Source organism: Nocardiopsis sp. FIRDI 009 (genome assembly GCF_003386285.1).
Taxonomy (GTDB): Bacteria; Actinomycetota; Actinomycetes; order Streptosporangiales; family Streptosporangiaceae; genus Nocardiopsis.
Window position 1 is genome coordinate 37,277 of record NZ_QPNC01000012.1, and the last position, 23,150, is coordinate 60,426.

The 23,150-nt window shown below is 72.5% G+C and carries 23 protein-coding genes; 5 read left to right on the forward strand and 18 right to left on the reverse strand.

Going from position 1 to position 23,150, the window contains the following annotated elements:
• Positions 1–19: 19 nt before the first annotated feature.
• A complete protein-coding gene (locus tag DVR05_RS10535; protein WP_116245745.1) occupies positions 20–718 on the reverse strand; it encodes a DUF2993 domain-containing protein in 699 nt (232 codons plus the stop codon).
• A 258-nt stretch (positions 719–976) separates the two neighbouring features.
• Entirely contained in the window at positions 977–2,176 is a 1,200-nt protein-coding gene (locus DVR05_RS10540) for a hypothetical protein (RefSeq protein WP_198659126.1), read from the reverse strand.
• A gap of 246 nt (positions 2,177–2,422) precedes the next feature.
• On the opposite strand from DVR05_RS10540, the gene DVR05_RS10545 reads away from it, so the two are divergent.
• Positions 2,423–3,220 (forward strand): HAD family phosphatase, encoded by a 798-nt coding sequence (locus tag DVR05_RS10545; protein WP_116245672.1) that lies wholly within the window; start codon positions 2,423–2,425, stop codon positions 3,218–3,220.
• A 145-nt stretch (positions 3,221–3,365) separates the two neighbouring features.
• On the opposite strand, the gene DVR05_RS10550 is transcribed toward DVR05_RS10545, so the two are convergent.
• The 7 genes from DVR05_RS10550 to DVR05_RS10580 form a co-directional block, all read right to left on the reverse strand.
• Complete coding sequence (locus DVR05_RS10550) at positions 3,366–4,355, reverse strand: epimerase (RefSeq protein WP_116245673.1); 990 nt, start codon at positions 4,353–4,355, stop codon at positions 3,366–3,368.
• Positions 4,356–4,578: 223 nt separating this feature from the next.
• Positions 4,579–4,677 carry a 30S ribosomal protein bS22 gene (locus tag DVR05_RS10555; RefSeq protein WP_013155353.1) on the reverse strand — a complete coding sequence of 33 codons (99 nt, stop codon included), beginning with the start codon at positions 4,675–4,677 and terminating at the stop codon, positions 4,579–4,581.
• Between the two features lie 223 nt (positions 4,678–4,900).
• Complete coding sequence (locus DVR05_RS10560; protein WP_116245674.1) at positions 4,901–5,536, reverse strand: histidine phosphatase family protein; 636 nt, start codon at positions 5,534–5,536, stop codon at positions 4,901–4,903.
• A 41-nt stretch (positions 5,537–5,577) separates the two neighbouring features.
• Complete coding sequence (gene hemL, locus DVR05_RS10565; protein WP_116245675.1) at positions 5,578–6,873, reverse strand: glutamate-1-semialdehyde 2,1-aminomutase; 1,296 nt, start codon at positions 6,871–6,873, stop codon at positions 5,578–5,580.
• 73 nt (positions 6,874–6,946) lie between these two features.
• Positions 6,947–7,516, reverse strand: coding sequence for an RloB family protein (locus tag DVR05_RS10570; RefSeq protein ID WP_116245676.1), 570 nt, complete (start codon positions 7,514–7,516; stop codon positions 6,947–6,949).
• Entirely contained in the window at positions 7,513–8,892 is a 1,380-nt protein-coding gene (locus tag DVR05_RS10575) for an ATP/GTP-binding protein (RefSeq protein WP_116245677.1), read from the reverse strand. Before DVR05_RS10575 ends, DVR05_RS10570 begins: the two co-directional genes overlap by 4 nt.
• Positions 8,893–9,036: 144 nt before the next feature.
• Positions 9,037–9,699 (reverse strand): phosphatase PAP2 family protein, encoded by a 663-nt coding sequence (locus DVR05_RS10580; RefSeq protein WP_116245678.1) that lies wholly within the window; start codon positions 9,697–9,699, stop codon positions 9,037–9,039.
• Between the two features lie 255 nt (positions 9,700–9,954).
• On the opposite strand from DVR05_RS10580, the gene rraA reads away from it, so the two are divergent.
• A complete protein-coding gene (gene rraA, locus DVR05_RS10585) occupies positions 9,955–10,437 on the forward strand; it encodes a ribonuclease E activity regulator RraA (protein ID WP_116245679.1) in 483 nt (160 codons plus the stop codon).
• Between the two features lie 133 nt (positions 10,438–10,570).
• Here the strand turns inward: rraA and DVR05_RS10590 are convergent, their stop codons facing one another.
• From DVR05_RS10590 to DVR05_RS10630, 9 genes are all read right to left on the reverse strand, one after another.
• A complete protein-coding gene (locus DVR05_RS10590) occupies positions 10,571–11,227 on the reverse strand; it encodes a hypothetical protein (protein WP_116245680.1) in 657 nt (218 codons plus the stop codon).
• A gap of 236 nt (positions 11,228–11,463) precedes the next feature.
• On the reverse strand, positions 11,464–12,078 hold the full coding sequence (locus tag DVR05_RS10595; RefSeq protein ID WP_198659127.1) for a bifunctional DNA primase/polymerase: 615 nt from the start codon (positions 12,076–12,078) through the stop codon (positions 11,464–11,466).
• Positions 12,079–12,220: 142 nt separating this feature from the next.
• Positions 12,221–13,219, reverse strand: coding sequence for a porphobilinogen synthase (gene hemB, locus DVR05_RS10600; protein ID WP_116245682.1), 999 nt, complete (start codon positions 13,217–13,219; stop codon positions 12,221–12,223).
• 36 nt (positions 13,220–13,255) lie between these two features.
• Positions 13,256–14,944, reverse strand: coding sequence for a uroporphyrinogen-III synthase (locus DVR05_RS10605; RefSeq protein WP_116245683.1), 1,689 nt, complete (start codon positions 14,942–14,944; stop codon positions 13,256–13,258).
• A 104-nt stretch (positions 14,945–15,048) separates the two neighbouring features.
• Entirely contained in the window at positions 15,049–16,008 is a 960-nt protein-coding gene (hemC, locus tag DVR05_RS10610; protein ID WP_116245684.1) for a hydroxymethylbilane synthase, read from the reverse strand.
• The gene (locus DVR05_RS10615; protein WP_116245685.1) at positions 16,005–17,525 is read right to left on the reverse strand and encodes a glutamyl-tRNA reductase; all 1,521 of its coding nucleotides are present in this window, start codon (positions 17,523–17,525) and stop codon (positions 16,005–16,007) included. Before DVR05_RS10615 ends, hemC begins: the two co-directional genes overlap by 4 nt.
• Before the next feature lie 151 nt (positions 17,526–17,676).
• Entirely contained in the window at positions 17,677–18,372 is a 696-nt protein-coding gene (locus tag DVR05_RS10620) for a redox-sensing transcriptional repressor Rex (RefSeq protein WP_116245686.1), read from the reverse strand.
• A 510-nt stretch (positions 18,373–18,882) separates the two neighbouring features.
• Entirely contained in the window at positions 18,883–19,149 is a 267-nt protein-coding gene (locus tag DVR05_RS10625) for a glutaredoxin family protein (RefSeq protein ID WP_116245687.1), read from the reverse strand.
• A gap of 34 nt (positions 19,150–19,183) precedes the next feature.
• Positions 19,184–19,441 (reverse strand): MoaD/ThiS family protein, encoded by a 258-nt coding sequence (locus DVR05_RS10630; RefSeq protein ID WP_116245688.1) that lies wholly within the window; start codon positions 19,439–19,441, stop codon positions 19,184–19,186.
• 110 nt (positions 19,442–19,551) lie between these two features.
• Here DVR05_RS10630 and DVR05_RS10635 point away from each other — a divergent pair, with 110 nt between their 5' ends.
• The 3 genes from DVR05_RS10635 (at position 19,552) to mshD (ending at position 22,943) form a co-directional block, all read left to right on the forward strand.
• Complete coding sequence (locus DVR05_RS10635; protein WP_116245689.1) at positions 19,552–20,325, forward strand: response regulator transcription factor; 774 nt, start codon at positions 19,552–19,554, stop codon at positions 20,323–20,325.
• Between the two features lie 456 nt (positions 20,326–20,781).
• The gene (locus DVR05_RS26580; RefSeq protein ID WP_157982424.1) at positions 20,782–21,885 is read left to right on the forward strand and encodes a hypothetical protein; all 1,104 of its coding nucleotides are present in this window, start codon (positions 20,782–20,784) and stop codon (positions 21,883–21,885) included.
• Between the two features lie 65 nt (positions 21,886–21,950).
• Complete coding sequence (gene mshD / locus DVR05_RS10650; RefSeq protein ID WP_116245691.1) at positions 21,951–22,943, forward strand: mycothiol synthase; 993 nt, start codon at positions 21,951–21,953, stop codon at positions 22,941–22,943.
• Positions 22,944–23,150 lie beyond the last annotated feature (207 nt).

Genomic DNA, 23,150 nt, shown 5'->3' on the forward strand with positions numbered 1-23,150 from the left:
GGAACACGCGCGGCCCCGGTCAGGCGGCCCCGGAACCCATCAGCGGGACGTCCTGGCCCACGCCGGTGATCCGCAGGCCGTTGGGGGTGGCCTCCATGTCGGTGACGGTCAGCCCGAAGGGGAGTTCGGGGGCCTGGACGCTGAAGCTGAGCATGCCCTCGACCATGCCGCCGACGTCGATCGGGGTCTCGCCCAGCTGCACGTCCACGGGGGTGAGCCGGACGGTGTCGCCCTCGACGGTGAACTCGCCGCCCGCCGAGACGGACGTGCTCAGGCCCAGCTCCGGAAGGGCCAGCTCGCCCCTGATCCGCGGCTCCCCGCCCTCGGTCGTGACCGTCATGCCCTCGGGCAGGTGGGCGCTGAAGTAGGAGTAGGGGACCACGAAGGACCCGTCGACCTGACCGGCGACGACGTCGGGCTGGTCGAGCAGCTCGGACAGGGGCGCCCGGACGTCGCTCGCGGACGCCTCGATCTGCTCGACGGTCACCCCGGCCATCGCGGCGCTGTCCGCGGTGATCGTGATCCTCGAATAGTCACCGGTGACGGCCTGCGGGAGGAACGCCCACCCCTCGATGGCCACGTCCGGTTCCTCGGCCATGTCCAGCCGCTGGGCCATGCGCTGCGCGACCATGCCCTCCGCGACGCCGCGCAGCGCCACGTCCGCGACCACCACCACGACTCCGAGGAGCAACAACAGGACGACGAGGAACTTACGCATGAGTCCCAGCACACTTTCTTTCGCTCAGGCGCGCCTGTCGGCCGGTTCGTCCCGCCGGTCTAGGTCACACGCCATCGGCACCCGACGGGGCCGGTCATGAAAAACCTGTAGGGAAGGGTACTTCACCCGGAATGCGACGTCGTGGGCCTGGTGAGGGTTCTCCGACATCCGCCGACGACACCGGTTCGAGACCTTCCGCGGCGGGGCGCCGCGCGGTGTCCCGGGCTGGCGGGGGTCAGGGTGTGTCCGGCGGACACCCTAGCGGGGCATCAGCATCGCGGCGAGGCCGTCGCTGGCCGAGGCGCCGGAGAGGGAGAGTTCGATCACGTTGGTGGCGACCACGTGGGCGGCGCTCAACCGGGCGAACTCCAGGGTGTGCGGCTGCCGCTCGTGCTCCTCTCGGGCGAGCTCGTCCCGGTAGATGGCGTAGACGATCCGCTGGAGGGGGGCGTTGGGCACCGTGTGGCACGCGAAGAGGAGGGTGTCCGGCTCCTGGTGGGCGACCTGTTCGACGACGGCGTCGGCGATCTGGTCGAATCCGTGCTCCCGTCCCTCGGTGAGGGTGTAGATCGTGATGACCCCGCGCAGCCGGGACTGCTGGCGCGACAGCGGAGCGTCCTGGTGGTCGTCTACGGGCACGGGGCTGCGACGCCTGCGGCGCACGGGTTCCTCCTGGGGTTCGGCGTGGGACTCGAAGGGCTCGTCGGCGTCGTCGTAGTCGTCGTAGGGGCCCTCGTCGTAGGAGTCCCCGCCATCGTAGGGGTCCTCGTCGTCGTAGGGGTCCTCATCCTCGAACCGGTCGCGGCGGTGCGGTCTCACGGCCAGCGCGGAGGCGCCCCACAGGGCGGCGACGGCGCCGAGCATCAGCAGCGGCCCCAGGGCGCCGAGCCCCGTGCGGCCGACGAGCACGCTGAGCACGGCGGCCAGGGCGACCAGGCCGAGCGCCGTCAGGTCCGGGACGCGGTCGCCGCGGTCGGGACGGCGCAGGACGCCGACGACCGCGCAGACGAGGAGGACCAGGACCAGGAGGTGGGTCGCGCCGACGACGCCCCGGGGGATGATGTCGTAGTGGTCGGCGAAGGCCGGGTAGGAGCGTTCGAACTGGGTCCGCACCCGGTCGACGGACAGAACCACCAGCGGAACGATGGTGAAGGCGCTGAGGAACAGGCGTGAGGTGAACCGGCCGCGCGGGGAGCGGGCGCCGTACTCGACCGCGCCCCAGGCCATGTACAGCGGGCCCAGGAGGCTGACGCCGATCTGGTACAGCCGGAAGGTGAGCGCGCCGAAGTCGAGGATCGCGCCGAGCACGGCGGCGCTGAGGCCGACGGCGAGACCGAGGGCGGCGACCAGCCAGCCGACCCGGGCGATACTGGGGCGGCGCTGAGCGTACGCGGCGAGGGCCGCCGTGGCGCTCCAGGCCACCAACGCGCTTGTGAATGCCAGTCCTACCGTCACCATCCCGACAATGATGCTGCACGTTCACGGGTGGATGTGCACGTCACGGCGGCGGAGGGGGCCAGTGTGGAGGAAGATCCCGCAGAGTGGGGGCACAACCCGCCCATCCCGATGTGACCTTCATCACCCGGATTGTGCTGGGGGGTCAGGGGCCGCACACGACTCACCGGTGCCCGTAGGCTCGAATCAGCGGGGAGCGTCACCCCGGACATCGGAGGGCCGCCTCCCCAGCCGAGCCAGGAGACAACCGTGCCGTACGACGCGCCGTGCCCGCCCTCGGGGGGACGGGGAGCCGCCTTCTTCGACGTGGACAACACCCTGATGCGGGGCGCGTCGATCTACCACTTCGCACGGGGACTGGCGGCCCGGGACCTGTTCACCACGCGCGACCTGCTGCGGTTCGCCTGGGGGCAGACGGTGTTCCGGGTGACCGGCGCCGAGCAGCCCGACCACATCAACGCGGCGCGCGAGGCCGCACTGGCGTTCGTCGCCGGGCACGACGTGGGCGACCTGGTCGCGCTCTGCGAGGAGATCTACGACGACTCGATGGCCGGCCGCATCTGGGAGGGGACCCGCCGACTCGTCCAGCGCCACCTGGACGCCGGGCAACCCGTGTGGCTGGTGACGGCCACGCCGGTCGAGCTGGCCCAGATCATCCGCAGGCGCCTGGGACTGACCGGGGCGCTGGGCACGGAGGCCGAGAGCATCGACGGTGTGTACACGGGGCGACTCAACGGCGACCTGATGCACGGGCCCGCCAAGGCGGTGGCGGTGCGCGCCCTCGCGCGGAGGGAGGGGTGGGACCTCGCGGCCTGCTCGGCCTACAGCGACTCCTCCAACGACCTTCCGCTGCTGTCCCTGGTCGGCCACCCGCACGCGGTCAACCCCGACGGCGACCTGCGCAGGTACGCGCGCACGCACCAGTGGCCGGTGCACGACTTCCGCAGACGCAGAAAGGCGCTGAAGGTGGCCGTGCCCGCGGCCGTGGCGGGCGCCGTCGCCGGTGGCGCGGCGGTGCGGGCGGTCCGGCACCGACGCCGGGCCTAGGGCGTGTCCCGCGGACACACACCCTGCTGCGCCACGCCCCGGCACCACTCTCGCGACGTTCCCATCAGTCGACAGCCGACCCCGTGAGGGCGGCGGGCGACGGGCGGGCCGAGGTGAAGCGGAGGCCCGCGGAAGGCACGGCGCCTCAGCGGCCCAGCGTCGCCCGGGCGAGGGCGAGCACGTGGACGGGGCGCAGCCCGGACCCGCGCGGGGGCTGGGCGCAGGCGCGGGACGAGGCGTAGGACTCGAAGGCCTGCGCCGAGCTGTAGGAGGGCGACCAGCGCAGAACGCGCTCCAGGGGGGCGGTGTCCCAGCGGGAGGCGTCCAGGCTGGCGCGGACGGCACGGGCGGCGTTGGCGCTCGCGTAGGCGATCCGACCGTTCCTGGCCAGGCCGCGCAGCATCCTGAGCCCGGAGGCGGGCACCGGGAGACGTTGGCCGCCGACCCTGTGCAGGCAGTGGGAGAGCGGCACGGAGTCCTTGCCCGCGACGTCGAAGAAGCCCGTCTCCTCGCTCAACGCCATCCGCATGAGCGCCTCGGCCCCGTCGTCCTCGTGGAGGAAGCGGACACGCGGGTCGTGGCCGAGCACGGTGGGGACGACACGGGAGTCGAGATAACGGGTGAGGGGGGTGTCCGTGGAGGGGCCGATGAGGTTGGCGAACCGCAGGACCGCCACGGACAGGTCGGGGCGGCGGCGCTGGAGACCCCGGGTGTGCCGTTCGACCTCGGCCGCGTCGTCGGCGTCGAGGGTGGCGCTGGAGCGCACCACGAGCCGCCGTACGGACGCGGAGCGCTGGGCGGCGGCCAGGACCCGCATCGTGCCCAGCAGGTGGTCCTCCCGGTGGGGGCCGCGGTCGGCGTCGAGCCCCAGGTGGAGGACGAGGTCGGCGCCGGAGTCGGCGACGATCTGGGGAAGGCTCTCGTCGTGCAGGTCGACGTGGGCGTACTCCCGATGGGAACCGCCGTCGTCGGACGCCTCCCGCCCCTCCGGGGAGTAGGTCGACCACCCCGTACCGGAGGGCGGGGCGGAGTCCGCCCCGACGACCCGGCGTACGCCGGGCACCCCCGTCAGGGCCTGCGCGACCCTGGCTGCCATGGGGCTGGAGACCCCTGTGACGAGTACGACACGAGCCATGGCGACACGTTCCTTGGAAGACGGGAGCCGAGATTCCGGGAGGTCAACGGCCCTTCACGCGAAGGTGAAGCGAAGGCCGCGACCCGTGAACCACAACAGTGGCCCGCCCGGAAAATTCCTGCGCGCCGCTCGGCACCACGCAGGAGGATGGTGTCTCCGCGTCCGAGGGCGCGCTCTGGGCCCGCCCACGCCCGCGGAGAGACGACGTTCGCCGCGACCGGTCCTACTTCTTGTTGCGACGCGCCACACGCGTGCGCTTGAGCAGCTTGCGGTGCTTCTTCTTCGCCATCCGCTTGCGGCGCTTCTTGATGACGGAACCCATGGGATCACCTTCTCGCTGACTAGAGTGGCCGGACATGCCGCACCAGTGGGCGGTGCCTACCGGCATGGAGCTCGGATGCGGTCGCCGTGCCCGCGGGGCACCGACCGGTGCCGGGCACGGGGTGGCCCGTGCGGCCGGGGCGAACCCCGGTGAGGCCGCCGCCTGAGGCGTACGCCCACCGCACCCGAAGCTCCAGCTTACCGGTACGGGCACGCGGTCAGGGTCACGCCCCCGGAAGAGCCATGCCGTCCGTGTACAGCTCGGCGGCCGGTTCGGCGTAGCTGACGCTGGCCAGCCGCTGGTCGGCGAAGGTCAGCGAGGTGACGCTGGCCAGGTTGCACTCGCGTCGGTCCGGGCGGTGCCAGAGGCGTTTGTTCTCGGCGGCCCGGCGGGCCACCCAGATCGGCAACTGGTGGCTCACGCACACCGCCTCCCGTCCCCACGCGGCCTGGCGGGCGGTCTTGATGGCCTCGACCATGCGGGCGACGATCTGGGTGTACGGCTCCCCCCAGGACGGGCGGAACGGGTTGTACAGGCGCCGGACCACCCGGGGGTCGCGCACCGACCGGGCCGACAGCGCCATGCCCTGGAACCGGTTGGCGGACTCGATGAGCCGGTCGTCCAGGGTGACGGGCAGGTCGAGCCGCTTCTGGAGCGGGACCGCGGTCTCCTGGGTGCGGTCCAGGGGTGAGGAGAACAGGGCGGCCACGTCGTGTCCCTCGAACCACTCCGCGGCCAGTTCGGCCATCTGCTGGCCCCGGTCGCTGAGATGGAAGTCGGGCAGTCTGCCGTACAGGATCCTGTCGGGATTGTACACCTCGCCGTGGCGCAGCAGGTGCACGACGGTGGTCGTCGTCATCGTGGTCGTCCTTTACGTGCTGAACTCGTGGGCGCGCCGGGCTAGCCCTGGGCCTCCGCCGCGGCACGGGCCGCGCGGGGCAGCGCCGAGACCACGCGGTCGATCGCGGCGTCGTCGTGGGCGGAGGAGAAGAACCACGCCTCGAAGGCCGCGGGCGGCAGGTAGACGCCCTGGTCGAGCATGGCGTGGAAGAAGGCGGCGTACGCCGCGGTGTCGGTGGTGCGCGCGGTGTCGAAGTCGTGGACGTCCTGGTCGGTGAAGAACACCGTGAAGAGGTTGCCGCCGCCCTGGACGCGGTGCGGGACACCGGCCTCGCTGAGCGCCTTGGAGACCTCGGACTCGACCTGCGCCGAGACGCGGTCGATGTGGGCGTAGACCGCGGGGGTGGCGCCGCGCAGCGTGGCGACCCCGGCGGCGGTGGCCAGCGGGTTCCCGGAGAGGGTGCCCGCCTGGTAGACGGGGCCCTCCGGGGCAAGGCGGTCCATGACGTCGGCGCGCCCGCCGAAGGCGGCGGCGGGCAGACCGCCGCCCATGACCTTGCCGAAGGTCATGAGGTCGGGGGCGACGCCCTCCAGGCCGTACCAGCCGGACTCGCTGACGCGGAAGCCGGTGAGCACCTCGTCGAGGATGAGGAGGGCGCCGTTGGCGTGCGCGATCTCCTTGAGGCGGGCGTTGAACCCGGCCTTGGGCGGAACGACGCCCATGTTGGCGGGACAGGCCTCGGCGATGACGCAGGCGATGTCGTCGCCGTGCTCGGCGAAGGCGCGCTCGACGGCGTCGAGGTCGTTGTAGGGCAGCACGAGGGTGTCGGCGGCGCTGGCGCCGGTCACGCCCGGGGAGTCGGGGAGGGCGAAGGTGGCCAGGCCCGATCCGGCGGCGGCCAGGAGGGCGTCCACGTGGCCGTGGTAGTTGCCCGCGAACTTGACGATCTTGCCGCGCCCGGTGAAGCCGCGCGCGAGGCGGATCGCGGACATGGTGGCCTCGGTGCCCGAGTTGACCAGGCGGACCTTCTCCACGGGGGTGCGCTCGACGATGAGTTCGGCGAGCTCGACCTCGCCGGGGGTGGGCGCGCCGTAGGAGGTCCCGGCGTCGACCGCGGAGTGGAGGGCCGCGACGACGGAGGGCTCCGCGTGGCCGAGGATGAGCGGCCCCCAGGAGCACACGAGATCGACGTACCGGCGTCCCTCGCTGTCGGTGAGGTAGGGACCCTCGCCCTTGACGAAGAAGGGCGGGGTGCCGCCGACGGCGCCGAAGGCGCGCACGGGCGAGTTCACCCCGCCGGGGACGACGGCGGCGGCACGCTGGAAGAGCTCTGCGGAAGTCTGTTGAATACCCACGTCACCAGTGTGTCAGCTGTGTCCGGTCCGGTGACCGTGACCCGCCCCGTACCAGGTCCGGCGACGCCGGGGCTCAGGGGCGCAGGAGGGATCGGACCAGGAGGTGGACTCGGGTTCCGGGGTCGCCGTCGGGGTGGAGCCGCTCCGCGCGTTCGCAGGCGTCCTTGAGGCCGTGCGCGAAGTCACGGAAGTGCGTGCCGCCCTTGTCCCAGGTGCGGAGGGCCGCTTTGAGGGCCCGTTCCGCCCTGCCCCCGGTGACCAGGGGCGCCCGGTGGTCCCGGAGGTGGAGGAGCAGCCAGGTCTCGAAGGTGGGGGTGGAGGGAGCGGTCTTGACTCCGTCGCGCTCGGCCGAGGCCACGAGGTGGGAGACGTCGTCCCCGTCGGTGTCGAAGACCGCCCAGACCTCGGTGTACTCGTCGCTCCTGGCCCGGACGGCGCTCCGCACGACGACCTCGCGTTGGGGGTGCTTGGCCCGCTTTGCGTGGACGGTGTGCAGGTTCACGTCCGGATGCCGCTTCATCGTGTCGAAGTAGCGCTTCTCCGTCTCCCCCTCGCAGACGACGAGGTAGACGTCCCGCTCCTCCCGCCGGGGTCGGCGGCGGCGGAGGTCGGTCTCCTTCTCCCGTCTGCGTCGCCTGCTCATGTGGCGACCGTCTCTGACCGCTCGTCCCGCCTGCGCAGGGCGTCCCGGAACAGTTCGTCGTCCACGTCCGGGACGGCTCCGTAACGGCCGGTGAGGTAGCGCCGGGCCCGGTTGTCGTCGGAGCGCGGCTTGAAGTCGCTGAGCGGGTAGAGGGTGGTCGCCCCCTCGTCGCCCTTCTCCACGAACCAGATGTGGTCGCGTTTGAGGACCTCCTCGCCGCGGATCCGACCGAGGAGGGCGGCGTCGTGGCTGGTGAAGACGAGTTGGGCGCCCTTGGGGTTGTGCCGCTCGTCCCGGAAGAGGGAGATGATCCGCGCCGAGAGGTAGGGGTGCAGGCTGGCGTCGATCTCGTCGATGACGAAGACACCGCCGGTCTCCAGGACCCGCTGCGCCTCGAACCCGACGGCGGCCAGGGTGCGCGTGCCCAGAGACTCCTCGCCCCACACGAGCGGCTGAACGTCCCCCTCACCCTCATGGTGGAACAGGAGTATCGGTCCAGCTGTACTCGTGTAGGGATCCATGACTGGGAGCAAGTAGCCAAGGGGCTTCCCCGAACCCGTGGCCGTGTGGACGACGACGTCATCCCCCCCGCGTGACCGGTGGGCCTCGTCGACGGCAAGCGCCCCTCCCACCCGACGTTTGAGGAACCTCACGAAATCCGAACCCCGGGAATCGTCCTCGAGCAACTCCACGCTTCGGACTCCGGTACCGGCGGACACCAGCAGATCACCCAGTATCCGCATGTGCTCCTCCGTGGCTTCACCGTCCCGCAACCACCTCGGCGGCTCAGGACCCCGTTCCGCCGCGAACACCACGTCCTTCGTGAACCACTGGTGAACGGGCAGCACCGCCTCCTGTTTGGCCTGGGCCGCGACGGTGAGGAAGAGCACGTTGGGCGCCGTGATCCCTTCGACCTGCCGGAGGTCCGACGACACGCCGTCCCCGAAGCCGAACTCGGCCCCCTCCCTCTCGAACACCACGCGTTTACGCCGCTTGGGGTAGGCGTACAGCCACTCCTCGGCCACGTGTTCGTCGTCGACGGAGAAACCGTACATGTGGCGCACACCGTCGAGCATGAGGTCCACCACGAAGGTCGACGGCTCCTGACGTGAGTGCGAGTCCAACTCGAAGGGGTGCCTCCGCATCCCCCCACCCGGCTCGTTCACTCGGAAGGACCACTGGACGGTGTTCCTCATGAACGAGAGCGCGTCGAGGACGTTCGACTTGCCCGAGGCGTTGGCTCCGAAGATCCCCGCGACGGTGGTGGCCTCCCAGTCGGCCTCCTCGGGTCGGGCGTCGTCGTAGACCGGAGTGAGGAGGAGTTGCTGCTCCTCGCGGATGGACTTGTGGTTCTCCACGCGGAAACTCAGTAGCATGACGGACCTCCCCCTCATGAACAGACGGCTTCGAGGCTTCTCGTGTGGAAAACCCACGCACCTGAAGTATGCCAACTCAGGGTTGGCATAAACGCGCGCCCGGGTCCGACGGTCGGAGCCGGGCACACGGCGCCGGGTGGGAACTCAGACACCCGCCAACGTCCGGTCGCGGGACTCGTCGTCGGACGCCGGGCGCGGTCCCCGCTCGGTGCTCAGCAGCGGGCGCAGCGGGTCGATCCGCGCGAGCCGTTCCACGAGCGCGGTCAACGGGCGGGCCAGGGCGAGGGAGACCACCGTGGCCACGAGCGCGCCGACGAGGAGGCCGACGGTCACGTCGTGGGGGTAGTGGACGCCGACGACGACGCGGGAGAACGCTTCGACGGCCGCGAAGACGGCGACCACGACGGCGATGCGGCGCCAGGCGATGATGAGGGCGGCGGCGCAGGCGCCCGCGATGGCGGCGTGGTTGCTCGGGAAGGACCAGTCACCGGCGGGCGGGCAGGCGGCGACGGCGGGTAGGTCGGGCATCGCCTGGCAGGGGCGCTGCTGCTCGACCACCTCCTTGAGCGAACCGTTGACCAGGTAGGCGATGACCGTGGCGACGGGGGCGAACAGCGCCAGGCCGACCGTGCGGGCGTCGACGGAGCGCGCCCTCCACCATGAGGCGACGAACAGCAGCGCGAACACGCCGAGGAACAGCTCGGTGCCCACGTCGAAGGCGTACTGCGCCCAGGGGTCGAGTTCCGCGACCGCGCCGACCACGGCCCGCGACCATCCGGCGCTGATGGCGAGGATCTCCGAGACCATCTCTCTCCATAGGGGTCGATCGGGGAAGAACCGCAACGCTTGGGGGAAAGCTGGACAGCCGAAAAGCGACCAACAGGTGACGGGATTCCCACGGGAGGATGAATGGAAGGCCCTCATCCTGCCATCGACAACGACCGGTTCGCGCCCTCCACGGCGTGACATCGACGAAGGAGTCAGGTGATCCCGACCAAAGACGGTGACCTACCGGTGAGTAGCTTTGGTGGCGTACACCTTTCTCCACCTACTGGAGTCGGCATGACCACGAACTTCACCACCGCGGACCTCATCGACGACCACGGCGACACCCTGCGCAGCTGCTCCACGCAGTTCCGGCGGTTCGGCGGCCGCGCCCGTTTCTCCGGTCCCATCCGCACCGTCAGGTGCCATGAGGACAACGGCCTGGTCAAGCAGCTCCTCAACACCCCCGGCGACGGCGCGGTGCTGGTCGTGGACGGCGGCGGCTCCCTGCGTTCGGCCCTGATGGGCGACATGATCGCCGAGGCGGCCGTGGCCAACGGCTGGGCGGGGGTGGTGATCCACGGCGCCGTCCGCGACACCGTCGCGCTGGGCGGGCTCGACCTGGGGGTGAAGGCCCTGGGCTCCAACCCGCGCAAGTCCGCCAAGGACGCCGCCGGCCGGCTGGACGTCCCGGTCACCTTCGGGGACGTCACCTTCGTGCCGGGCGAGTGGCTCTACAGCGACGAGGACGGGATCGTCGTCAACGCCGAACGCGTGTAGACAGCGGAGCGGGGCGCCGGGTACGGCGCCCGGCGCCCCGCGCGAACCGGCCCCGCACGACCGCACCCGCCTGCCCCTCGGGGGGCGACGGGCGCGACCGGGCCCGAGCCGGGCGTCCGGCCCGCGTCACCCCTCAGGGCACGGACACCGACGCCAGGATCGCGTCGAGGTCGGCGGTGGTGACCTCGTCCTCGGTGGACGCGCTCGACTCGTTGACTATCAGGGACAGCACCGTGAAGTTCAGCGCCCCCGTGTCGACGACCAGCATGGAACCGTCCAGCGACGCCGAGAACCGCAGATCGAGCCGCGTGGCGTCGGGGCTCCCGGGAACCTCGTAGGGCTCGGCGGCGTCCTCGTCCCACTCGTTGAAGCGTCCGAGGAGAACGCGGTAGGCGTTCGCCGTGTCCACGCTGTCCAGCTGCACGTTGTTGGCCGCGCTGAGGGTCACGCTGGCGTAGGCGACGATCGTGCCGTCGGTCCGGGTCAGCGCGTACACGGTCTCGGGCCCGTTCCTCGTCATGGACATGTCCTCGGGCAGGGACTCCAGCGGCTCCCATCCGGCGGGGAGGTCGAACGCGATGCCTTCGGCCTCCACCGTCGGGCCGTCCAGGGCCACGGCGCCGGGCCCGGCGGAGCCGTCCGCCGCCTCGGCGGCCGTGTCGGCGCCGTCCGCGACGGCCGGTGACTCGTCAGCGCGGTTCTCCCGCACCGCCTCCGACGACGGCGCGATGCCCGCCCCGGCCCGGACCGCGCCGAACACGAACCCGCCGCCGGCGGCGGCCAGGAGCACGACGAGCGCCCCACCGGTGAGGAGCCACGTCGGCGCCGGACGTCGGCCTCGGGGGCGCGGCCGGTCCGGCGCCCCCGGCGGCCGCGTAGCGCCGGGCGCGGGCGGAGGAGGGGTAGCGGGCGGTGGTGCGGCCCCCGCACGGGGTGGCTGGGTGTACGGGGGCGGGGGAGGAGGGGTCTTTCCGTTCACCCGGACGAACCTACGCCATGACCCGCCTCCTCCCCACTCCGGTCGGGTCAGCGGCCGTTCCTGGCGAACTCCTCGCTCGCGTCCGACAGGATGTCGAGCACCGCGATCGGGTCCGGCAGCGGGACCGATCCCCCCTCGTCGTAGGGGGCCCGGATCCAGGTCACCCGGCCGCCGGAGGGCAGCACCGACGGCGCGCCCAGGACGAAGCTGTCGCGGCAGTGCCACCGCAGGCCGGGGGTCTCCTCCACCGTCTCGGGGACGCAGTCCAGGTGGCACGACCACCACTCGTCCTCGTCGGCCGACGAGCGCGTCGCCACGAAGAACAGGTACCGCGACGACTCCACCGCCGCGACCGGCCCCGCCGGGACACCGGCGTGGCTCATCCGCGCCAGCGCCATCACACCGGCCTCGCGCGGCACGTCGAACACGTCGAAGACCCGCCCGGTCGGCAGGATCACGTTCGCGTCGGGGGAGGCGGTCCACCAGCGGCGGATGGCGTCGGTGTCGGTGCTCGCCTCCACGCCCCACGCCATGGTGACCGGATGCGCCGCGGGGTCAGGGCAGCCCATCCGGTCGCAGGTGCACGCCCGGTCCGCACCGGGCGCGGTCCCGCGCACGACCGGCCAGCCCAGCCGTGCGTAGCGGAGCGCGGACTCCATCATGTTCTCGGTCGTGTGCCGCCTTCTGCGTCGATACAGCACACCTGCCATGGAGCCCCCCGGTGGTCGTACGTGTCCAGACGCGGCCGGTGGCTGGTGACCCGACGCCCGGCGGCCGCGACCGGAGACGAAGGGGCCCGGTCCCTCACCGCAGCAGGCGTGCCGCCTCGGTCGCCCAGTACGTGAGGATCTGCTCGGCCCCCGCCCTGCGGTAGGAGGTGAGCGTCTCGACGATGACGCGCTCACGGTCGAGCCAACCGCGCTCCGCCGCCGCCTCGATCATCGCGTATTCGCCGCTGACCTGGTAGGCCGACACGGGTACCGGCGAGGACTCGGCGACCTTGGCGACGATGTCGAGGTAGGCCAGTCCCGGTTTGACCATCACCATGTCGGCGCCCTCGGCGACGTCCAGGGCCACCTCGCGCAGCGCCTCGCGCGCGTTGGCGGGGTCCTGCTGGTAGCCGGAGCGGTCCCCGAACCGGGGCGCGCCCTCGGCCGCCTCCCGGAACGGGCCGTAGAAGGCGGACGCGTACTTGGCGGCGTAGGCGAGGATCGGCACCCCGGTGTGCCCGGCGCCGTCGAGACCGGCGCGGATCGCCGCGACCTGACCGTCCATCATCCCGCTCGGCGCGACGACGGCGGCGCCCGCCTCGGCCTGGGCCGCCGCGATGGACGCGTACCGCTCCAGGGTCAGGTCGTTGTCCACCTGCCCGTCGGTCATCAGCGGGCCGCAGTGGCCGTGCGAGGTGTACTCGCACAGGCACAGGTCCGCCATGACCACGATGTCGACGCCGACCTCGGCCGACAGGTCCCGCAGGGCCACCTGCACGATCCCGTCCGGGTCGTCGGCCGCCGAGCCGCGCTCGTCCTTGTGCGCGGGGATGCCGAAGAGCATCAGGGCGCCGACGCCCGCCTCGGCCGCGGCGACGGCGGCCTCGCGCAGACTGTCGCGCGTGTGCTGCACCTGGCCGGGCATGGAGGAGATCGGCGCCGGTTCGGTGAGCCCCTCCTTGACGAACATCGGCAGGATGAGGTTCTCCGGAAGCACGCGGGTCTCCGCGACGAGGCGGCGCAGCGCGGCGCCCCGGCGCAGTCGGCGCGGTCGGGCCGCGGGGAACTCGGCGTCGTGGCCGGAGAGGGTCATGTGGGGACTCCCGGATGGTCGGCGGTGGTGGGCGGCTCAGAGCTTGCGGCGGCGGCCGCGGCGCTTCTGGCTCGGCTTCAGGACGGGCTTGCCCGCCTCGATCGCCTCACGCCGCTTGGCGGCACCGTACTCCGAAAGCGCCTCCACGAGGGCCGAAACGGAGGGTTTGGCCGCGACGACGTCGACGCGCAGACCGAACTCGATCGCGGTCTTCTCCGTCTCCGGGCCGATGACGGCGATGACGGTCGTGTTGTGCGGCTTGCCCGCGATGCCGACGAGGTTGCGCACCGTGGAGGAGGAGGTGAACAGCACGGCGTCGAACCCGCCGCCCTTGATCGCCTCGCGGATCGGCGCGGGCGGCGGGGCGGCGCGCACCGTGCGGTAGGCCGTGACGTCGTCGACCTCCCACCCGAGGTCGGTGAGCCCCGCCGACAGGGTTTCGGTGGCGATGTCGGCGCGCGGCAGCAGGACCCGCTCGATGGGGTCGATCTCGGCGTCGTAGGGCGGCCACACCGACACGAGTCCGGCGCTGGACTGCACGTCGTCGGGCGGCAGCAGGTCGGGCTGGATCCCGAAGTCCCGCACGGCCCTGGCCGTGGCGTCCCCGACGGCGGCGACCTTCACCCCGGCGAAGGCGCGCGCGTCGAGCCCGTAGGACTCCAGCCGCTCGCGGATCGCCCGGACCGCGTTGACCGAGGTGAACGCCACCCACTGGTACCGGCCGGTGACCAGACCCCGGACCGCGCGCTCCATCTGCTGCGGGGTGCGCGGCGGCTCCACGGAGATCGTGGGGACCTCCTCGGGCACGGCGCCGTGGCCGCGCAGCTGCTCGGACAGGGCGGCGGCCTGCTCCTTGGTGCGCGGCACGAGAACGCGCCAGCCGAACAGCGACTGGGTCTCGTACCACGACAGCTCACTCTGGCGGCTCACGGGCGCCCCGACGATCATCAGGGCGGGGGCGGTGAGGTGGTGGCCCTTGGCGTCCTTGGCCTTGAGCTCGGCGACCAGCCGGTTGAGCGTCGAGGTGACCGTGGTCTGCCGGGTGGTGCCGCCCGCGCGCACGACCGCCACGGGTGTCGTCGGCGGGCGCCCGCCCGCGATGAGGGTCTTGCACAGCACGTCGATCCCGGGCCCCTGGTGCGCGGTGGTCTCCCCGGGCGGCGCGTCGGCGCCCAGGACGACCAGCGTGGCGTCGCTCGCCGCCGCCTCGTGCCAGTCGACCTCCGCGCCGCCGTGGTCGCGCGCGTTGAGCACGCGCACCTCGGGGTTGCCGTCGCCCAGCAGGGGGATGCCCGCGAAGGTCGGGACGGAGGTCACCGCGGAGATGCCCGGGACCACGTCGACGTCGATCCCGGCCTGGTGGCAGGCGGCGACCAGTTCGCCGCCCCGGCACCCGAAGAAGGGGTCGCCGGAGTACAGGCGCACCACGCGCTGGCCCTCGCGGGCGCGTGTGACGGCGAGGGCGTTGACGTCGCCGCCGCACTCGTCGGCCTGGATCACGGACACGTCGTCGGAGCAGTGCGCGAGCAGCCCCTCGCGGAAACCGGCGAGCTCCTCCCGGGCCGGTTCGTTGAGGGTGATGACCACGTCGGCGCGGCGCAGCATGTCGGCGCCGCGCAGCGTCAGCAGGTCGGCGCTGCCGGGGCCGGAACCGACCAGCGCCACGTGTCCGGACCGCGTTGCGGTGCGCGATTCCTCGGGCTGGGGGTTGGCGTTGGCGTTCACGTACTGGCTCCTCGTGTGTGGGTCGCCTGTCCCCGGAGGCGGCGGGGTCCGGGGCTGTGGCGGTGCGGCGGGACCGTGCGTGCGGGCGTCCCGCCGGCTGGCTCCTACTGGGTCTCGTCCCTCTCGGTGAAGGCCGCGGCGACGATGCCGTCGGCGCCCTCGGCGATCATCTCCCGTGCCAGGTCCCGGCCGAGATCGGCGGCGGTGGCCAGGTCCTCGGGCGAGTCGAGGTCGATCACCCGCTCCCGGCGCACGGCGGCGGAGCCGTCGGTGGCGACCACGGCGGCGCGCAGCCGAAGCCGACCGTCGCCGTACTGGGCGTAGGCGCCGACCGGCGCGGCGCACCCCGCCTCCAGTTCGGCCAGCACGGTCCGCTCCGCGACGACCTCGGCCCGGGTGGGCGCGTGGTCGACGGCGGCGAGGTGGGCCAGGTCTCCCTCAGCGCGTTCGGTGGCGCACTCGACGGCGAGGGCGCCCTGGCCGGGCGCGGGCAGGACCTGTTCGGGTTCGAAGACCTCGGTGACGTCGTCGAGGCGGCCGACCCTGCCGAGCCCGGCGTAGGCCAGGACCACGGCGTCGACCTCACCGGCGGCGATCTTGCCCAGGCGGGTCTCGGCGTTGCCGCGGATGGGAACGAAGGCGAGGTCGGGGCGGAGCGCGGCGAGCTGGGCGGCACGGCGCGGCGAGCCGGTGCCCACGCGCGCACCCGACGGCAGGTCGGCGAGCTTGAGGCCGTCGCGGGCGCACAGGGCGTCGCGCGGGTCGTCGCGCTCGGGGACGGCCACGAGCGCGAGACCGTCCACCGGGGCCGTGGGCAGGTCCTTGAGCGAGTGGACGGCGAAGTCGATGTTTCCGGCGCCGAGTTCGTCGCGCAGGGCGTTGACGAACACGCCGGTGCCGCCGAGCTGGGTCAGCTGGGCCTTGGTGACGTCGCCGAAGCTGGTGATGAGCACCAGCTCGACCGCCTGCCCGGTGCGCTCGGTGATCGCGTCCGCGACCATCTGGGACTGGGTGGTCGCCATCGTGCTGCGGCGGGTGCCGAGCCTGGCGGTGGTACCGGTCATGCCTTCTCCTGTGCGGAGCGCTCCGCGTGGGTCGGGCCCGTGGGCGTGGCGAGCGCCCCGGGGGCCTGGGGATCGAGGTCGAACAGTTCTCTGAGGGCCGCCTCGTAGGACTCACCGTCCGGCGCCTTGGCCAGCTCCTTGACGCGCACGGTGGGCCGGTGCAGGAGCTTGTCGGCGACCCGGCGCATGGCGCGGGTGATCTCCTCGCGCGCCTTGGGGCCGAGGTCGTCGGGCAGGCGGCCGTGCAGGCGGGTCAGCTCGGCCTCGACGACGTCCTGCGCCTGGGCGCGCAGGGCGACCACGGTCGGGGTCACCTGGTTGGCGCGGCGGACGGCGCCGAACTCGGCGACCTCCTCCTCCACGATCCCCCGGACGAGGGTGAGGGAGCCGGAGCGGTCGGTGTCGCCGCCGGTCCCGCCGGCGGCCGCCTGGCGCAGGTCCTCGATGTCGACCAGGCGTGCCCCGGGCAGGTCCCGGACGGCGGGGTCGATGTCGCGCGGCAGGGCGAGGTCGAGGAAGACCAGGGGTCTGTCGCGCCCCTCGGCGGCCGGGGCGACGGCGTCGGCGGCGAGCACGAGCCCCTGGGCTCCGGTGCAGGAGATGACCAGGTCGACGTCGGTGAGGGCGGCGGCGGCCTCGTCGAAGGGCACCGCGTGGGCGTCGACGGTGTCGTAGGCCTCGGTGAGGCACTCGGCGAGGCGGGCGGCGCGCTCGTGGGTGCGGTTGGCGACCACCACGCGGCTGGCGCCCTGGCGGGCGACGGTGTTGGCGGACAGGGCGCTCATGGAGCCCGCGCCGAGGACGAGGACGCGGACACCGGCCAGCGACGCGGGGGCGGGCCGGGCGACCTCGGCGTCGGAGGCGGTGCCGGGTTCCGCGGGGGCGGCGGTGGCGCCGGACATGGGGCAGCCCGCGGGGGCGACGGCGCCCTCGGCGGGGGTGGTGCGGTCGACGGTGACCTCGGCGGGTTCCGCCGCGGTCGCGCCGAGGTGGCGCAGGGCCTCGGTGAGTCCGAAGCTGACCATGTCGGCTCCGGCGTGGTCGAGGTGGGTCTCGGTGTGGGCGCGCTTGCCCACGCGCAGGGCGCGCTGGCCGAGGTCGTTGAGCACCCGGCCGACGGTGGCGTGCTCCTGGCCCTCCTTGAGGGCGTCGCGGACCTGGCCGAGGATCTGGCCCTCGCCGACGACCATGGAGTCCAGGCCGCAGGTGACGGAGAAGAGGTGCTGGACGGCGCGGTCCTCGTAGTGCACGTACAGGTGCTCGGAGAGTTCGCCGAGCGGGACGCCGGTGTGCCAGGAGAGGAGTTCGGTGATGGCCGCGACCCCGCCGTGGAAGGTCGCGACGTCGGCGTAGACCTCCGTGCGGTTGCAGGTGGAGACCACCATGACCTCGTTCACGGAGTCGGAGCCGAGCATGTCGCCGACCACCCGGGTCCGCGTCTCCCCGTTCAGTGCGACGCGTTCGAGCAGCGCCACCGGAGAACTCCGGTGGCTCAACCCCACGGCCAGGACACTCATCCGATCTCTCCCATGCGTCCTCTGCGGGCCTACACAGCTTCTCTCCATCCTCGGGCACGGGGCGCCGTCCTGTGTGCGGACCCTCCCGAGACGCGGCGCACGCTCGCTCATCGCCGCCGCTCATGCAGGCCTCACGGCCTTGGTGTCGGTCTCACGTCAGTTCCAGTCCCGCCGCCCGCGCGTCGCGGCCGTCGCCGTCGGCCCTGCGCTGCGCGTGGAAGGCCAGGATCTGGAGTTCGATGGACAAGTCGACCTTACGCACATCGACCCCGTCCGGCACATTGAGCACCACTGGCGCGAAGTTGAGGATGCTGGTCACCCCGGCCTCGACGAACCGGCTCGCCACGCCCTGGGCGGACGCCGCCGGTGTCGCGATGACCCCGATGGACACGCCCCTGGAGCGCACAACCTCCTCCAGGCTGTCAATATGCCGCACCTGGATGGACGCCACGCTCTGCCCGACCACCCCGGGGTCGGCGTCGAGCAGGGCCGCGATGCGGAACCCGCGCGACCCGAAGCCCCCGTAGTTGGCCAGTGCGCGCCCCAGGTTGCCGATGCCGACGATGGCCACGGCCCAGTCCTGGGTGAGACCAAGCTCACGCGATATCTGGTACACGAGGTACTCGACCTCGTACCCCACACCGCGCGTCCCGTACGACCCGAGATGGGACAGGTCCTTGCGGAGTTTGGCGGAGTTCACACCGGCGGCCGTGGCGAGCGCCTCGGAGGAGACGGTGAGGATCCCGCGGTCCTGGAGCGCCTGGAGCGCGCGGAGGTAGACCGGCAGTCGGGCGACGGTGGCTTCGGGGATTCCCCTGTCCCGGGGTCGAGGTGGACGACTGGTCACAGGCGGGCGCTCCTGAGCGGCTGTGGTGCGGACGGGGTGTGGGCCGTGAGCGGCGCGCCGTGGGGGCCGGTGCGTCGTCCTTCCCCGACTGGTCTGTGCCCCACAGATTACGCGCTTGTGAAAGCGCGCACAAAGTGGGGTGGCCTGTGACGCGGGTTTCATAAGTTCCCATCCGCCGCGGACGCGGACGCCGCGGGGAGGAACGGGGTCTCCACCGAGTTCCCTCACCGGAGGTCACGGCGGAGGGCGGTGGTACGGGGAGGCGGACTCCGCGTCGCGCGCCCCCTCCCCGCCCTCTTCGGAGAAAAGCTCCCGCGGCCTCGGAACCGGTATGGCCGAGACCCCCCATTCCAGACGTCCACGGAGAATCCGATGGGAAGATTTGTGCCTCCTGCCCGTATTCTCCCGGAAAGTCGCACCCGTTCTCTCACCGATCGGCGCGGGAACGGCTCACGCGCGCAGCGCGGAGGGATTCACCGCCTTCGTCGACCTCCACCCCTCGGGGACGGTTCACGCGCGCAGCGCGGAGCGCAGTCGGCCCTCCGAGACCCGCCAGAAGTCGTGTCGGCGCCCGTCCACGAAGGTCACCGGAATCTTGTCCCAGTACTCCTCGCGCTCGGCCCCGCCCACCTCGTCGAGCCGCACCTCGGCCCGGGTCGCTCCGAGGTCGTCGGTGACCCGCTCGACGACCGCCCACGCCTCCTCGCACAGGTGGCATTCCGGCTTGCCGAGAACGACGACGCGCGCGCGCCGCGCCCATTCCGGTGTTTCGTCCATGTCTCCTCCGTGTTCCGCACCGTTTTCGACGACCTCACCCGCCCGCGAACGGCGGTAGGACCTCGATCACAGTGCCGTCCGTGACGGCGACCTCGCCGTGCGCCCGCCGACCGACCGGCTGTTCGTCGACCAGGAGCGACGAAGCCCCCAGAACACGCTGGAAGCGGTCGTCTGGGTGCAGCCGACACGCCGCCGCCAGGGCCTCCTCGAGCGTGCCCGCCTCGACGTGTTCCTCGGCCGTTCCGGCCGCTTCCTTGGCCGCGGCCCAGTACCTGATAGTGCACTTCGCCATCTGTTGATTATCCTTGGTGTTGCTCGGAGGCGACGTATTCGACAAATCTTCACCGGGGGCAAAGGCGCCTTCGTTCGTCCGCATCGCGCGGGGTTGACGAGAAGAGACGCATGAGCCATCTGCTGCTACTGACGAACTCGAACGAACCGTCCGACCACGTGCTGCCCGCTCTCGGACTCCTCCTGCACTCGGTGCGGGTGGCGCCCGCGGAGGCCGGCGCGCTCCTGGCCTCCGGTGGTGGTAACGGAAGCTCCAGTGCTCCCGTCGACGCCATTCTGGTCGACGCGCGAACCGACCTGGCAGCCGCCCGGAACTTCTGCCGCCTGCTCGACACCACGGGGCTGGACTGCCCGCTGCTGGTCGTCCTGACCGAGGGCGGCGTCGCGGCGCTGACCCCGGACTGGCAGGTCGACGACTTCATCCTGACCACCGCGGGACCCGCCGAGGTCGAGGCGCGGCTCCGACTGGCCGTGGGCTCGGCCGACGCCGGCTCCGACGACCCGGACGAGATCCGCCGCGGTGACCTGGTGATCGACGAGGCGACCTACATCGCCCGGCTGCGGGGCCGCATCCTGGACCTGACCTTCAAGGAGTTCGAACTCCTCAAGTTCCTGGCCCAGCACCCCGGCCGCGTGTTCACGCGGGCACAGCTGCTCCAGGAGGTGTGGGGTTACGACTACTTCGGCGGCACCCGCACCATCGACGTCCACGTGCGACGCCTGCGCGCCAAGCTCGGCTCGGAGTACGAGTCGCTCATCGGCACGGTGCGCAACGTGGGTTACCGCTTCGTCCCGGACCCGGTCGCCAAGACCGCACCCGGACAGAACGAGGCCGCGGAGTCGCTGCCCGCCGCCCGGACCCCGGAGAACAGCGGGAAGAAGTAGGGCGGGCGCCGCAGGCGGGAGAGCCGCTCGGCGGACACGGTCGGCGCGACCGGGACCGACGCGGGTCCCGGTCACCGCCGCGCCCGGGGACCGTTCTTCCGGACGGCCGCCCCGGGGGGCGCCGTTCGGGCGCCGGCGGGGTTCCGCACGACGGGGTGAGCCGCGTGGCGAGGAACGGGCGACAGGCGCGGCCGAAGGAGAAACCGCGCCGCAGGCCCCCGTCGAGGGTGGTGGCGGGCGGCGGACGGGCCGAAGCGAAGCGGAGACCCACAGCGGACACGGTCACCCACCGTCACCATCGGTGTGAATTCGGGCACCCGGGACACTCGTCTTCCGGGCTCGCACGGCTTAGGATTCGTGGGGCGACCCGAGTCGGGTGAGGGCTGGCGCGGTGCCACTCCCCGGACCGGGAGCGTCCCACCGTTCCGGCGCGCCACTGAGGAGTGAATCGCACCGATGTCCACCCCCACCGCGAGATCCCCGCTCACCGCGCACCCCCGAGGTCTGAGCATCGCGCTCGGCACCACCTTCGTCGGGTCCAGCCTCGTCGCCGTGATGGCTCCGGCCTACGCCGATCCCTCCCCCTCCGAGGAGCCCGGCGTCGGCACCCCCTCGGTCTCCGTCGTGTTCCACCTCAGCGACAGTGAGATGGAACTCGGCTCGGACGCGCCGACCAACACCGTGACCGCCACCAACACGGGCGACCTCGCCGTCTGCCTGGTCAACCTGTCCACCGACGTCACCGGCTTCCGTGTCGACGGGTTCGAGCCGCGGCGTCTGGCCCCCGGCGGGAAGGCCCCGGTGGGCGAGGTCAACGGCACCCCCAAGGAGTCGGTCGACGTCGTCGCCACCCTCACCTACGCCCGCCCCGACGACCAGGCCGGGTGCGCCGAGCCCGGCACGGCCACCAGCGTCGTCACCGGAGCGTGGTCGATCACCGTGCTCGACCCCCGCCCGACACCGAGCCCCTCCCCGAGCCCGGACCCGACCGCGTCCCCCTCTCCCTCTCCGTCCCCCAGCCCCACGCCGAGCCCCAGCCCCACGCCGAGCCCCAGCCCCACGCCGAGCCCGACACCGAGCCCCAGCCCCACGCCGAACCCCAGGCCCACGCCGAGTCCGAGCCCCAGTGCCACGGAGAGTCCCAGCCCCGCACCCACCGACGACGGGTCGGAGGAGTCGACCGGTGGCTCCGGCGGCGACCGGCGTCCGGACCCCACCCCGACCTCGCGGAACACGTCCTCGCCCAGCACCCCACGTCCCGGTGTGAGCTCACCGCCGACCACCGACGGCGACGTTCCGACCATCCCCAGCGGCGTGGCGGACCTGCCCGACCTCTCCCCCGGCGGCGAGGACCTCGCCGACCTGCCGATGGTCACCCCGACCGAGGACGGCGCGGAGGAGACCGAGGTGGCCGCCGATCACACCGACCTGCGCCCGTCGACGGCTCCGTCGATCCTGTTGGCCGCCGTCCTCCTGGCCCTGCTGCTCGCCACGCCCCTGGCGCCCGCGCGCCGTGTCCGGACCGGGACCCGCTACCAGGGCAGGCGCCGCCGTTCCTGACCCGCTCGGCCGTCCCGCCGCTCCCGGATCGGCCCCCGCCGACGAACCGTCGTAGGCTTTCGACCATGAGCACCCCGCACGTCACCGACGGCCTCGGCACGGACCTGGCCGACCAGATCCTGGCCCTCGCCGAGGCCGCCCGCCGCGAGGACGGCGTCGCCCCCCTGTCGGAACACACCATCCTCCGCGTCCGGCACGGCGCCCCCGCGGGCAGCAGCCGGTTCCACACGGTCACCCGGGACGGCCGGGTCGTGGGCTTCGCGTTCGTCGAGCGCATCGCGGGCGAACCCGACTCCGGCGAACTCGTGGTCGACCCGGCCCACCGCCGCCGCGGCCACGGCACCGCGCTCCTGCGCTCGGTCCGCGACGACGCCGGGCCCGACGGGGTACGCGTCTGGGCGCACGGCCGCACCCCGCAGGCGGTGTCGGTCGCCGAGGGGAACGGTTGGCGCGCCGTCCGCGAGCTGCACAAGATGCGGATGCCGCTGCGCGACCTCCCCGCCGACGCCCCGGGCGGCCCCCGAACCGCGCCCGAACTGCCCGAGGCCGAACTCAGGCCCGAGGTGGCCGACCGGGTCCGGGTGCGCGCCTTCGTCGTCGGCCAGGACGAGGAGGCGTGGCTGCGCGCCAACGCCCGCGCCTTCGCCGACCACCCCGAACAGGGCCAGCTCACCCTCGACGACCTGCTCCAGCGCGAGGTCGAGGACTGGTTCGACCCGCACGGCTTCTTCCTCGCGACCGCCACCGACGGTTCGGTCGCCGCGTTCCACTGGACCAAGACGCACGCCGACGGCGCCGGGCTCACCGACGGCGAACCGGTCGGCGAGGTCTACGTCGTGGGTGTGGACCCCGACTGGCAGGGGACGGGGCTGGGCCGCACACTCACCCTGACCGGCCTGCACCACCTGCGCGACGCGGGGCTGCCGTGGGTGCACCTGTACGTGGACGGGGACAACGAGGCCGCCGTGCGGCTGTACGCCTCCCTCGGGTTCGAGGTGTGGGACACGGACGTGATGTACGCGCCGCCGTCGGAGGGCGTCGCACCCGCCTCCCCCTGAGGTGCGACACGTCACATTCACCACCCGAACCCCTTGAGGCCACGGGAGTGCGACATGTCGTTCATCTCCCGTTCATCTTTCTTGGGACAACTGGTCACCTGCCGCGCCTACCTTCGCACTCGGCGCGGAAGGGCCAAACCGCGCGTGGTGACCGTGACAACACGGCTACCGACCGGCTACCTCTGAGTCGTGGCGGACTCCCGGACA